The following is a 13,267-nucleotide window of genomic DNA, read 5'->3' as shown; positions in this document are numbered from 1 at the left end:
ACGAGCCCGCGAACTCCTCAACCGGACACCACGGACACCACGGGAACCGGCCGGTCGGCCGCGAAGTGGTCGACGACGGTGCGGACACCCGCGTCCAGGGGGATCGGTTCCACGCCCCGTTCCCGGAACATCCGCTGCAGTTCGGGGGTCACCATGCCGCCCGCCCACGGTCCCCAGTTGATCGAGGCGACCGCGGCGTCCGGCAGCTGCCGCGCCAGGGTGCAGGCCAGGCGGTTCAGCGACTCGTTGGCCATCGCGTAGTCGGCCTGCCCGCGGTTGCCGAAGAAGCCGGCGACCGAGGAGAACAGCAGCACGTGGCGCAGCCGGTCCCGGTCCACGGCGTCGAGGATCGAGCGCAGCCCGGCCAGCTTCGGCGCGAAGACCGCGTCGACGTCCGCGGCGGTCTTGTCCGCCACCAGCCGGTCGGACAGCGCACCCGCGCCGTGCACGACACCGGTGATCCGGTCGCGGTGCTCGGACAGCGCCGCCGCGACGGCGTCCGCGTCGGCGACGTCCACCGCGAGGTAGTCGACGCGCGCACCCGCCGCCCGGATCTCGGCCAGCGTGCCGCGGATCTCGCGCTGCGCGACGAGCGTCCGGTACACCGGTTCCACGTCGCGCGGTGTCGGGGTGCCGCCGCTGTCGCGCAGGTGCGCCGCGATCGCGGCCTTCAGCCGGGGTTCGGCGACGTCGCGCGCCCACTCCGGCTCGTCGTCGAGCGGCGTGCGGCCGAGCAGCAGCAGCCCGGTGCGCCAGCGCCGGGCGAGGCCGATCGCGCACGCCGCGGTGACCCCGCGTCCGCCGCCGGAGACCACCAGGAGGTCGTCGGGTCCCGGTGCCGGTCGCGGCGCGCACCCGGGCAGTTCGGGGTCCGGCTCGGAGTCCGGCCCCGCGACGACGGTCCGCCGGACGCGCTCGGCGTCGTAGCCGACCTGGTGCAGCGCGGTGTCGGCGTCGTGCAGCTCGGCCAGCAGCGCCGCGGCGCACTGCTCGTCGGACAGCTCCGGGTGCAGGTCGACGGCGCGGCAGAACAGCCCGGGCGCCTCCGCCGCCAGCGTCTTGACCAGGCCCGGCAGCCCGCCGGTCACCGCGGACGCCGGGTCCACGCCGGAGTAGCCGAGGACGCCGTCCAGGCGGGTCACCGCGACGAACCCGGCCCGCCCGGTCTCGGCCGCGCGGTCCAGCACCGCTCGGGTGCGACCGGCCAGCAGCAGCGCCTCCCGCAACGCCCCGGCCGCCGAATCCCAGTCCTGCCCGGGGTCGTCGGCCAGCCACACCACCAGGTCGACGTCGTCGGCCTCGTCCCGCACGTCCCACCCGGCGTCGCGGAGCCGGGCCGCGAGCGCTTCGGCCAGCGCACCGGCGCCCGCGAGCACGGCGGCGGGCCGCGACCGGTAGGGCGACTCGGCCGGTTCGGGCGCCGGGAGCCGGGACAGCCGCGCGGACAGCCGCCGGATCAGGCTTTTGGGCCGCCCGCCACCTCCCCGGCCGCGTCTCCGGCCAGGAAGCCGACGATGTCGTCGAGGGTCCGCAGTTCGCCCAGCACTTCCGGGTCGGGCTCGCGGACGCCGGGGAACCGCTCCCCCAGCACACCCATGATCTCGACCCGCTTGATCGAGTCGATGCCCAGGTCGGACTCCACGTCCATGCCGAGGTCGAGCATGTCGCCGGGGTAGCCGGTCTTGTCGGCGACCACTTCCAGCACCACGTCGCGCACCGAGTCCCGGTCCAGGGCCGCGGGCTGCGCCGGTTCCTGCGGTGCGGGGGCCGGTGGCTCGGGTGGCGGCGGTGCCTGCGGCGCCGGGGCCGGCGGTTCGGCTCGCGGTGGTGCGGACGGTTCCGGCGCAGGTGCGCTCGGCAACGCGGGAGTCGGAGCCCCGGCGCCCGGCAGGTGCCCGTTGCGCTGCGGCGGCGCGTAGGACGGCGGATCGGTCGGAGTCCACGGCGCGGGTGGTGCGCCCGCCTCCAGCCGGGCGAGTTCACCGAGCACCTCGCTGGCCCGCTGGTGGCTGTGCCCGATCGCCACGCCGTGCTCGGTCACGGCCCGGATGGCGTCGACCACCCCGTCCCGGGGCGTCCCCTCGGCCTCGCGCGCGAGCAGGCCGCTGAGCTGGTGGGCGATGGCCAGCTGGCTGTCCAGGTAGACGCGGTGGCTGTCCAGGTGCTCGGCGGCGATCGGACCGGCACCGTAGCGCGGCACCCCGCCGCCGTCCTGCTGCGCGGGTGCGACGTACCCGTCGGCGGCCCCGTTGCCGCCGGTCACCGGCTGGTGCTCGGTGGGCGCCGGTTCGGCGTGCCCGACGCGGTAGCCGTTCTCCAAGGCTTCCTGGTACTTGCGGCGGCGCTCTTCCGGCACGTAGTTGACTCCGTTCAGCGGGATGCTCATCTTCTTCTCCGACTCCTCGGGCGCGGGTTCCGCGACGAAGCGGTTCAGGCCGGTCAGCGGGACCCCCAGCACGGTCAGCCGGGCGGCCAGCTGCTTGAGCGCCCGGTCCCCGTCGCGCCCCGGCCCCGGGTCGGCGGCCAGCACGACCACGTCCGGCCGGTCCGCCAGCGTCCGCCGCACCAGCCCGGACAGCACCGACTTCGGCCCGAACTCGACGAAGACGCGGAACCCGTCGGCGTACATCCGCTCGACCGACGGTCCGAAGTGGACGGCGGCGGCGAGCTGACCCACCAGCGTCGACCGGTTCTCGTCGGCGTCCGCGCCGTAGGAAGCCCCGGCGGTGTTGGCGTACACCGGGATCGACGGGGCCTCCAGCCGCACCTCGGACGCGGCCGCGCCGAACGCCTCCAACGCGTGCACCACGTGTTCGGTGTGGAACGCGGCCGCGACCGGCAGCAGCGACGCGGACACGCCCTCGGCCCGGCATTGCTCGACGAACTCGCGCACCGCCGCGGTGGCCCCGCCGACGACCGTCTGGTCCGGGGCGTTGACGTTGCACACCACCACGTTCCCGCGCCCGTCGAGCAGCTGCGCCACCCGGGAAGCCGGAGCGCTGACCGCCGCCATGGTCCCGGGATCGGCGTCGGAGTCCGGACGGGCCGCCATGGCCCGCCCCCGCGCGTCGGCCAGCGCGTGGAAATCCGCGTCGGACAGGCTTCCCGCGGCCCACAGCGCGGTGAGCTCGCCGAAGCTGTGGCCGACCGCGCCGTCCGGGGCGAATCCGGAGTCGGCGAGGTAGCGGTACTGGCCCGCGGCGAGCGCTCCGATGGCGGGCTGGGCGCACTCGGTGCGGCGCAGCGCTTCCTCCTGTTCGGTGCGGGTGCGCTCGTCGAAGGCGGGCGGTGGGAACACGACCCGTCCCAGCGGGACCGGCCCGGTGTGCGCGGCGGCGGCGCGGTCGAAGGCCGCGCGCACCGGCGGAGTCGACACCGCGGTGGCCGCGCCCATCCCCACGTACTGGCTGCCCTGCCCGGCGAACATCGCGGCGACCTTGCCGCCGTCGCGCAGCAGCGCCGCGCGGCGGTAGCAGACACCGGTCGGCAGGTCGAACTCCTCGACCTCGGGGTCCTGGCGCAACCGGTCGGCCGCCTCGGCGCGCAGCCGCGCGCGTTCCTCGTCGTCGGCCGCGACGATCGCCACGCGGCAGTGCTCGTCCGGTACCGCGCCGGTCTGCTCGACCGGCTCGGCGGCGTCGTCGAGCAGCGCCAGCAACTCGGCGGGAGTTCCGGCGTGCCAGACGTGCACCTGCGGGACCCGGTGCAGCGCCGGGTTCTCCCGGGCGTCGTGCTCCTGCAGCACGCAGTGGAAGTTCGTGCCACCGAAGCCGAAGGCCGACACCGCCGCGCGCCGCACCGGCCGCGCCGGGTCCAGCACCCACGGCCGGGTGGTCGTGTTGACGTAGAACGGCGAGGACTCCAGTTCGGCGTCCACCCGCGGGGTTTCCACGTTGATCGTCGGCGGCAGCACCTTGTGGTGCAACGACAATGCCACCTTGATCAGGCTCGCCGCCCCCGCGGCGCCCTTGGTGTGGCCGATCTGCGACTTCACCGATCCGACCGCGGCGAACCGCCGTTCGTCGGTGGCCTCGCCGAACACCTCGGACAGCGCCTGCAACTCGACCAGATCGCCGACGGAGGTCCCGGTGGCGTGGCATTCGAGCAGTCCGACCTGGTCGGGCCCGAACCCGGCTTCGGCGTAGGCCCGGCGCAGCGCCCTGGCCTGGCCTTCGGCCCGGGGCGCGTAGATGCTCTTGAACCGGCCGTCGCTGGACGTGCCGATTCCGCGCAGCACCGAGTAGATCCGGTCGCCGTCGCGTTCGGCGTCGGCGAGCCGCTTGAGCGCGAGCATCCCGATGCCCTCGCCGATGAGCGTGCCGTCGGCGGCCTCGTCGAACGGGCGGACCACCTCGTTGCGGGAGAACGCCGGGGTCTTCGAGAAGCACATGTACATCAGGATCGTGTTCTCGGCGTCGCAGCCGCCGGTGATCATCAGGTCCGCGCGTCCGCTGGCGAGTTCTCCCACGGCCATCCGCAACGCGGCCAGCGAACTGGCGCAGGCGGCATCGACCGTGCAGTTGGTGCCGCCGAAGTCGAAGCGGTTGGCGATGCGCCCGGCCACCACGTTGCCGAGCATTCCCGGGAAGGAGTTCTCCTGCCACGGCGCCAGTTTCGCCACGAACTTCGCGGCGATCTCCTCGGCGTCCCGCTCGCTCAGACCGCAGGAGCGCACCACTTCCTTCAGGTGCGGGGTCTGCAACCGCAGCGCGAGCGGCTGGGTGAGCGAGTTGGCACCGGTGACGCCCAGGACCACCCCGGTGCGCGACGGGTCGTACCACTCGGCTCCGCGCACCCCGGCGTCCTGCAGGGTCTGCTTGGCCACCACGAGGCTGAGCAGTTGCAGGATGTCGGTGACCTCCATGATGTTGGGCGGCAGCCCGAACTCCATGGGGTCGAAGTCCACTGTGGGCACGAAGCCGCCGCGCCGGCAGTAGGTCTTGTCCGGCGCGGTCGGGTCCGGGTCGTAGTGGTCCTCGATCCGCCAGTGGGATTCCGGCACGTCCCGGATGCAGTCCCTGGCCTCCACGACGTTCGCCCAGAACTCGCGCAGATCCGCCGACTCCGGGAACAGCGAGCCGAGCCCGACGATCGCGATATCGGTCGGCCGGGAGTCGGTTGCGTCTGGTTGGTGCTGTGTCATTCTCGGCCTTCCGGTCGGAACCTGGTGGTGCGCGCAGCTGGTGGGCCGGTCAGTTCCCGGGCAACCCCAGCGCGCGGCGGGCGATGGCGTCCAGGTGCGCCAGCGCCGTCGGGTCGCGCAGCATCGAGTAGTGCTCGCCCCCGCAGCTGCGCACCTCGATCCCGGGGTCGATCTCGTCCCAGGACATCGCCGGTTCCGAGCCGAACAGGCTGTGCTCCGGGCGGATCAGGGTGAACGGCACGCGCGGTGCCCGCGGCTGGTACGCGGAGACGATGCTGTTGTTGCGGCCGACGACGTTCAGGTAACCCTCGAAGAGCTTGCGCGCCCCGGACAGCGACGCCCCGGGCAGCAGCGGGCCGCGGTCGGTGTCCAGGTCCAGGATCAGCTTCAACCCGGCCTCGGCGTCGATGCCGGCGAACGTCTCGCGCGAGACCGGGGTGCTCGCCCGGCGCCGCGCCGCTAGGTAGGTGGTGAACCACAGCAGTTCCAGGTCGAGCGGCACCTCGCCATCCGCCCACGAGTACTCCGCCACCGGGGCCGGGGTGTCCAGGACGACCAGGTGCGCGGGCAGCTCGTGCCCGGCCAGCGCCTCGGTGAGCGCGTAGGCGACGATGCCGCCCAGCGACCAGCCGACGAGGAGCCAGTCACCGTCGAGGAGTTCGCGCTGCCGCAGCGCGGCAGCGGCGCGCTCGGCGACGTCGGCGACACCGATCTCCGGTGGTTCTCCGGTGAACGCCGGCCTGGCGTACTCCTCGATCGCGTCCAGGTCGACGACGTACGTCGACGCGGCCGGCGGCATGGCCGCGACCAGGTCCTGGTGCGCGCCGGCGGGAGCCAGGCCCGGGTAGACCACCACGATCCGCGGCCCGTCGGCGCCGCCCGCGTGGGAGGTCTGGCTGATCAGTTCAATTCCCGCGTTGCGGTGCGCCATCGGCGGAACTCCTCTCGACGATGTGCGCGGACAGCTCGGCGATCGTCGGGTGGTACCACATCGCGGTGGTCTCCAGCTCGAAACCCAGCCACTTCTCCAGCTCTCCGGCGAGCACCAGGGCGTCCGCCGAGTCCAGGCCGAACTCGTCGAAGTACTTGTGCACGTCGACCTGGTCCGCTGTGGTCTCCAGCCGCGCGGCGACCTGCGTGGTGATCCAGTTCTGCACCCGTTCCACGGTCAGCTCGGCCGTGCCGGGCGCGTTCGTCGTGTCGGACAACGTGAACTCCTCAGTCGGGGTGCGCGGTCGGGGTCTGTTCCACGAGCGGCGTGCGCCGCTTCCTCTTCGCGTCGAGCGGTCTCGCACCAGCACCGCCACGGTTCCTCCGATGGGCGCGGTGGCCGCGGTTCCGCCACGCGGAGCACTCGGCGAGAACTCCCTACCGCGGCTGCTCGCTTTCGGCGGACATGTTGCGGTGGATGGACATCGCGGCCTCGTAGCCGGCGTCGAAGGCGGACTCGTGCCCGCCCACCGCGTCCGGCCCGACGCGGCGGGCCGGCAGGTACGAGCCGGCGAACTTGACGCGCGAGTCCTCCTGGATCTTCGGGATCTCGGCCAGGCTCCGCTTGGCCTCCATGGTGAAGATCGGGTGCCGGAAGTCGACCTCGGCGAGGACCTTGCCGTCGGCGGGTTCCAGCGGGCAGTCGACGCTGACGAAGTAGTCGTTGTCGCTGGTGAAGTTCTGCACCTGGTTCAGGTAGTAGGTCGCCCAGGTGTCGAGCGCGCCGCTGTCGGTGTCGCGCACCCGCCGCTTGCAGTTCCAGCTGCGCCAGTGGGCGCGGTCGGTCGGCATCACCACCGGGTCGGTGTGCAGCACGGCGCGGGTCGGCGAGTAGCGGATCGCCTCCAGCGCCCGCTGCTCGGGCGTCGGGTTCTCCAGCAGGGCGATCGAGTCATCGGCGTGGGTGGCCAGCACCACGTGGTCGAACTCCTCGACCCCGCCCGCGGTGCGCACCGCGACGCCGGCCTCGCGCTGTTCGACGCCGAGGACCGGGGTGTTCGGCCGGAAGTCCACGCCGTCGCCGGTCATCACCTCCAGCGCCCGGCTGACGTAGTTGACGCTGCCACCGGCAACGCAACGCCATTCCGCGTTGGGCCTGCCCTGCCACTCGAAGCCGTGCCCGAGGAAGAAGGTGACGATGGTGTTCGCCGGCATGTCCCACACCTCGTCCGGCGAGATCGACCAGACCATCGAGGAGAGCAGGACGACGAACCCGTACCGGAACTCGTCGGAGTACCCGTGCGACTCCAGGTACTCGCCCAGCGAGATGTCCTCGCGCAGCCGCAGGAAGTCCCGCGGCGCGGTGCGCCGGAACCGGTCGGCCTCCCGCCACAGCCCGACGAACTCCGCCGGGTAGCGGGCGCGGATCTGCTCCTCGGTCAGCTCGAAATCGTCCGACACCCAGGTGAAACCGGTGTCGTGGTCGGAGAAGCTGAACCGTCCCGGGTGCCCGGTGGTCTCGACGCCCAACTCGGCGAGGAACTTGGAGAAACGCGGATACGAATATCCGTTGTAGACGATGAAAGCCATGTCCAGCCCGCGTTCCACACCGTTGTCGTCAACGGGGACGGTGAGCGCGTGACCGCCGGCTTGCGCATGGGATTCGAACAATGTGACCGATGCTCTGCTGCGAACGTTGTAAGCGGCCGACAGACCGGCCGCCCCCGCGCCGACAACCGCAACCCGATGCTTCACACCACGCTCCGAAAAGTTCGCGATCAGCTGCGATGAACAACCTGGGCAGCCAGTTTATCCAGCGCTGGCGGGCGAACAATTTCACCAACGATGCACGGCGGCGCACATCGAAAGATGTAGCGCCGACGGGGATCCCGCGCGCGGCGCGACGCGCCGAACCGCCGGGCACCGGCCCTTCCGGCGGCGGCACGACGCCATTCGGCCCAATCCGGAAACGGCTCCGGAGAGGACGATCGGCGCAATCACCGATCCGTCGCACACCCCGTCGCACGGGTCGTTGCGCCCGAACATCTCCGACGGGCGCGACAATCGGCGCAACGTACCGGAGCGGACTCATCCGGATTCCGCCGCACGCGTCATCCGGAAGAACTATGGTTCGGATCAACCGGAGGTACTGCCGGGCACAACCAACCGGGGGTCTGCTTTGTTCAACAACCGCGCCGAGCACTCAGATCGGGAATCCGCACGCGTGCACCGGGACGCGTTCGACCCGCCCCCGACGACCGTGGCGACACCACCTCCGGTTGACCGCGGCGCGAGCGCGGCGATGCCGGACTCCTTCTCCCGGACCAGCCCGGTGCGCGTCGTCGTGGCCAGCGGTCTGGGCATCATCCGGGACGCGATCACGCTGATGCTCGGCAACCACCGGGACATCGCCGTGGTGGGCCGGGCGGACTGCGGGGAGTCCGCGATCGAGCTGACCCGGCGGCTGTGCCCCGACGTGGTCGTCTCGTACTACGGCCTCACCTCCGAGGACATCCCGCAGCTGGTCGCCGGGGCCAACCGGGTCCGCATCGTGGTGCTGGTGACCTCGACCGAGGACCCCAGGAGCCAGCACGCGCTGCTCGCCAGCGGCGCGTACGCGCTGCTGGACACCAGCGCGACGGCCGGGGACCTGATCTCGTCGATCTTCGCCGCGACGACGATGAGCGACGGCATGGTGACCGCCTTCGTGCCGCAGACCGTGCTCTCCCGGTACGCCGTCAGCGAGCACGGCTCGGTCCTCTCGCCGCGCCAGCAGGAAGTGCTGCTGCACGTCGCCAAGGGGCTCAGCAACCGCCAGATCAGCTCCCGGCTCGGCCTCACCGAGGGGACCGTGAAGCGCCACCTGGCCAACATCTACGCCAAGCTCAACGTCCGCTCCCGCACCGAGGCCATCCGCAAGGCGCTGACCGACCACCTGATCCACACCTACGAGATCGCAGGCGGCGGGGACTGATCCGGATGCGGCGGAACCGGTCCGTTCCGGGTACGCCTCCTCTCCCCGCCGCAGGGCGGCGCCGTCGGGCCAGAACGATGTTATGAAACACCGTTACAGTGCTTCCTGTCAAGCACCGGCGGCCGACTCGTCGGGCCTCGGTCCACAGTAGAACCTGGTGGCACGTGCGCCCGATTTCCGGCCGCTGCACGCGAAACCGGGATACACTGCGGAAGTGGGTCGCCCCAGAACGCACGACGAAGCACTGCGCCGCACGTTGCTCCGGCTCGCCGCCACGGTGGTCTGCGAAGGCGGCGTGCACGCGCTGAGCCTGCGCCGCCTCGCCAGCGACGCGGGGACCTCCACCACGGCGATCTACTCGCTGTTCGGCAACAAGGCGGGACTGGTGCACGGCGTTTTCCAGGACGCCGCCAAGCGCTTGTCCGACCACCTCGCCGCGGTCGAGAACACCGACGACCCCGCCGAGGACGTGGTGCGGCTCGGACTCGCCTACCGCGAGTACGCGCTGGCCAACCCGCAGCTGTACGCGATCATGTTCAGCGACCGGTTCACCGAGCTCGACCTGTCGACCGAGCAGAAGGACGAAGCCGCGGAAACCTTCGAGCACCTGGTGGCGGCGATCCGGCGGGCCCAGGCCGACGGGCGGTTCAAACCCGCGCCGGTCGAGCACGTCGCGATCTCCTGCTGGGGCATGGCGCACGGCCTGGTGTCGCTGGAACTGTCCGAGAGCATCCCGCCCGGCCTCGACCTCGCCGCGGGCTACGAGGACGCGCTGCGCAGCGTCGTCGCGGGCTGGCTGAACTGAGCGCCCACCTTCGAACCCCTCGTGCGCGGCGGTGCCGGCCGCTGAGTGCCTGTCTTTGAACCTGCTCCCGGAACAGGCGTGGCAAGCGGCGCCAGCCGCTTTCTCTTTCGGTGAGTACGCAAGCAACCGGCACCGCCGCGGGTTCTCCGATGGGCACAGCGGCGCGTCAGCGCCTCCGTGGGGGGCGGTGGTCGGGCGACGGGCGGGCCGCTGAGGTTCCGCCACCGGCACCGCCACCCAAAACGAGTTCAACGACAGCAGGCTCTCAGCGCCGCGACGGCCACCAGTTCCAGCGGCCCAGCAGGGCGGCCGCGGCCGGCACCACGAGCGTGCGGACCACGAAGGTGTCCAGCAGCAGCCCCGCACCGATGGTGAAACCGATCTGCGCCAGCGTGTCCACGCTGCCGGACACCAGCGCGAACATGCTGGCGGCGAAGATGATCCCGGCGGTGGTGATGACCCCACCGGTGGCGGTCATCGCCCGGGCGATCCCGATGCGGCCGCCGTCGCGGGATTCCTCCCGGATGCGCGACATCAGCAGCATGTTGTAGTCGGCCCCGACGGCGACCAGGATCACGAAGGTGATCGCCTGCACGCTCCATTCGAGGTCGACGCCGAGCAGGTGCTGCCACATGAGCACGGACAGCCCCATCGCCGCGGAGTAGGACAGGATCACCGACGCCAGCAGGTAGAGCGGTGCCACGATGCTGCGCAGCAGCGCCACGAGCACCGCCAGCACGACGAGCAGCGCGATCACGGCGAACCACGCGAAGTCCGCATCGGACAGCCGCGCCAGGTCCCGGTTGATCGACGCGGCCCCGGTGTTGTCGACCCGGCTGCCGTCCAGCGGACTGCCGTGCAACGCCCGCTGCACCGCGGCGACGACCTCGCCGGTGCGGTCCATCGCGGCCCGCCCGAGCGGATCGGAGCCGTGCAGCACCAGCAGCCGAGCGGTTTTGCCGTCGGCGGACATGAACATCCCGCTGGCCAACGCCATCCGCGGATCCTGCCAGGCGCTCGGCGGCAGGTAGAACCCGCCGCCCGGCCCGTCGGCCTGCCGCCCCGCGGTGCGCAGGAAATCGGCTGCCTGCCCCAGACCGCGTTCCAGTTCCTGGACGGACTGCGCCATGGTCGCGGTCCCGTCGTGCAGCTGGTGCGCCCCGTCCGCCGCCGCGTCCGCGTTCCTGGACAGCTCCTGGGCGCCGCGCTGGACGGTGTCCGCGCCGCTGCCGAGGTCGCCGAGCCGGTCCCGCAGCGTGCGCTGCCCGTCCTGGAGCCGTCCGATCCCGTCGCGCACCGCGGCGATCCCCGCCCGCAACTCGCCCGTCCCGGAGGACAGTTCGGCACCGCCCGAAGCCAGCCGGTGCGCGGCGTCGGCGGCCTGCCGCAGCCCCGGCACCAGCTGGTCCCGCTCGGCGGTGTAGATCTCGCCGATCCCGTCCCGGGCCTTCGCGCACACCGGGTCCAGACTGCACACCGGATCGGCCTGCAACGCGCTGTGCGCCAGCTGGAGGCCGTCCACGGCCGTCTCGGTCTGCTTGCTCGCCAGGTCCAGGCCGACCGCCAGTTGCTTCGCGCCGTCGGCGAGCTTCGCCGAGCCGTCGTGCGCGCGGTCGGCGCCACCGGCCGCCGTCCCGAGGCCGCCGTCGGCCGCGTTCAGCCCGTCGAGCAGCTGCTGGGCTCCGTCGATCGCCGACCGGGCCCCGTCCGCGAGCGCGCCGCTGCCGTCCGCGAGCCGTCCGGCGCCGTCGGCGAACCGCGTGGTCCCGTCGGCGATCCGCGCGCTGCCCTGCGTCAACCGGTCCGTCTGCTGATCGCCCTCGGCGAGCCGGTCCGAGGCCGACGCGAGCCGGTCGCCGACCTGGCCGACCTGCCCGGCCAACGACGCTTCGGTGAGCGGAGTCCCGGTCGGCCGGGTCACGCCGCGCACCATGCGGACACCGTCGACCTTCGCCGCGCTCGCCGCCGCCGACTCCAGCACCGCCAGGTCCCGCGAATCGCGCATGTCGTGGTCGGCGCTGATCACCACGTACTCCGGCAGCACTTCGGTGGCGGGGAAATGCCGGCTCAACGCCTGGTAGCCCAGGTTGCTGTCGGTGGCGGCGGGCTGCACCTTCCGCTCGTCGTAGCTCAGCCGCACGCTCGGGTAGCACGCGGCGAGCACGCCCAGCACCACCAGCCCGACCGCCAGCACCCGGCCCGGCCTGCGCACGATCCGCGCGCTGGTGGCCCGCCACCGCCGGTTCCCGCCGCTGCCGCGCGGCAGCGCCCAGCCGTGCCGGACCGCGATGGCCGAGATCGCCGGCAGCAGCGTCAGCCCCGCGACCAGGGTCACCGCCAAGCTCACCGCGATGGCCGGACCGGTGGTGCTGAAGATGCTGACGTCCGCGACCGCCATGCCCGCGCACGCGGCGATCACGGTCGCGGCCGACGCGGCGATCACGCTCGCCACCCGGCCGGTCGCCGCCACCACGGCCAGCTCCGGGTCGTCACCGGCCCGCACCCGCTCGTGCAACCGGCTGATCAGGAAGACCCCGTAGTCCGTGCCCGCCCCGAGCACCACGGCGGTCAGCAGCGAGGCGGTGAACGTGGAGATGTCGAAGAACACCAGGCCGCACAGCGCGGTGACCGCGCGCGCGGTGGCCAGCGACAGGCCGATCGCGCTGAGCACGATCAACGAGGTGACCAGCGAGCGGTAGATCACCAGCAGCACCAGCAGGATCAGCACCACGGTGACCGCGGTGATGACGACCATGCTCCGCTCGATCTCGCTCTGCATGTCGGCGACCGTGGCGATCGGGCCGGTGACGTGCACGGCGAGGTCCGCGGGCCGGTCGAGGGCGCTGATCCGGCGGATGTGCTCGATCTGCTCGGTCGTCTCCGGTGAGCCGTTCGAGCCGCGCAGTCCGACCGGGATGTACAGCGCCTTGCCGTCGCGGCTTTCCAACGCCCCGGCCAGTTCCGGCTGGCTGACCGCGTCCTGCACCGAAGCGATCCGCTGCTCGTCCGCGCTCAACCTGCCGACCAGACCGCGGTGGTACGCGCGATCGGCGTCGGACAACCCGTGCTCGTCGCTGAGCACGACGAACACCATGCTGTTCGCGCCGGTGCCGCCGAACCGCGAGTCCATCATGGGCAGTGCGCGCACCGAGGGAGCCGAGTTCGGCACGAACGAGACCCGGCTCTGCGCGATCACCCGCTCCAGCTGCGGGACGAACACGTTGAGCACCACCGCGGCGAGGATCCAGGCCGTCACCACGATGCCGCGGTGGCGCACCACGGCGGACCCCAGCCGCCCCCAGAACGTGCGGTCCTCGTGGTTCGAACCCATGCGCTCACCCAGCGGTCGACGACGGGCGCGGTCGCCGCCGGTCCCGACCCGTCGACGCCCCACCACCTGTAACACGGTTATGCA

8 protein-coding genes are annotated in these 13,267 nt (G+C 72.3%); 2 read left to right on the top strand and 6 right to left on the bottom strand.

The annotated features are described in order from the left end of the window. Positions 1–17: 17 nt before the first annotated feature. From NV263_RS10640 to NV263_RS10620, 5 genes are all read right to left on the bottom strand, one after another. Entirely contained in the window at positions 18–1,376 is a 1,359-nt protein-coding gene (locus tag NV263_RS10640; protein ID WP_263252632.1) for an SDR family NAD(P)-dependent oxidoreductase, read from the bottom strand. 80 nt (positions 1,377–1,456) lie between these two features. After that, entirely contained in the window at positions 1,457–5,143 is a 3,687-nt protein-coding gene (locus NV263_RS10635) for a beta-ketoacyl synthase N-terminal-like domain-containing protein (protein WP_263252631.1), read from the bottom strand. A 49-nt stretch (positions 5,144–5,192) separates the two neighbouring features. Continuing rightward, on the bottom strand, positions 5,193–6,074 hold the full coding sequence (locus tag NV263_RS10630; RefSeq protein WP_263252630.1) for a thioesterase domain-containing protein: 882 nt from the start codon (positions 6,072–6,074) through the stop codon (positions 5,193–5,195). Continuing rightward, positions 6,049–6,351 (bottom strand): acyl carrier protein, encoded by a 303-nt coding sequence (locus NV263_RS10625; protein ID WP_263252629.1) that lies wholly within the window; start codon positions 6,349–6,351, stop codon positions 6,049–6,051. The genes NV263_RS10630 and NV263_RS10625 overlap by 26 nt, the downstream gene beginning before the upstream one ends. 160 nt (positions 6,352–6,511) lie before the next feature. After that, positions 6,512–7,828 carry an NAD(P)/FAD-dependent oxidoreductase gene (locus tag NV263_RS10620; RefSeq protein ID WP_263252628.1) on the bottom strand — a complete coding sequence of 439 codons (1,317 nt, stop codon included), beginning with the start codon at positions 7,826–7,828 and terminating at the stop codon, positions 6,512–6,514. Positions 7,829–8,297: 469 nt separating this feature from the next. Between NV263_RS10620 and NV263_RS10615 the strand changes: the two genes are divergently transcribed. Further along, a complete protein-coding gene (locus tag NV263_RS10615; RefSeq protein WP_263252626.1) occupies positions 8,298–9,047 on the top strand; it encodes a response regulator transcription factor in 750 nt (249 codons plus the stop codon). Between the two features lie 214 nt (positions 9,048–9,261). After that, on the top strand, positions 9,262–9,852 hold the full coding sequence (locus NV263_RS10610) for a TetR/AcrR family transcriptional regulator (protein ID WP_263252624.1): 591 nt from the start codon (positions 9,262–9,264) through the stop codon (positions 9,850–9,852). A gap of 265 nt (positions 9,853–10,117) precedes the next feature. Here the strand turns inward: NV263_RS10610 and NV263_RS10605 are convergent, their stop codons facing one another. After that, positions 10,118–13,183 (bottom strand): MMPL/RND family transporter, encoded by a 3,066-nt coding sequence (locus NV263_RS10605; protein ID WP_263252622.1) that lies wholly within the window; start codon positions 13,181–13,183, stop codon positions 10,118–10,120. Positions 13,184–13,267: the final 84 nt, after the last annotated feature.

It is taken from the genome of Saccharopolyspora rosea (assembly GCF_025643595.1).
Taxonomy (GTDB): domain Bacteria; phylum Actinomycetota; class Actinomycetes; order Mycobacteriales; family Pseudonocardiaceae; genus Saccharopolyspora; species Saccharopolyspora rosea.
This window is presented reverse-complemented; position numbering and strand designations above follow the sequence as displayed.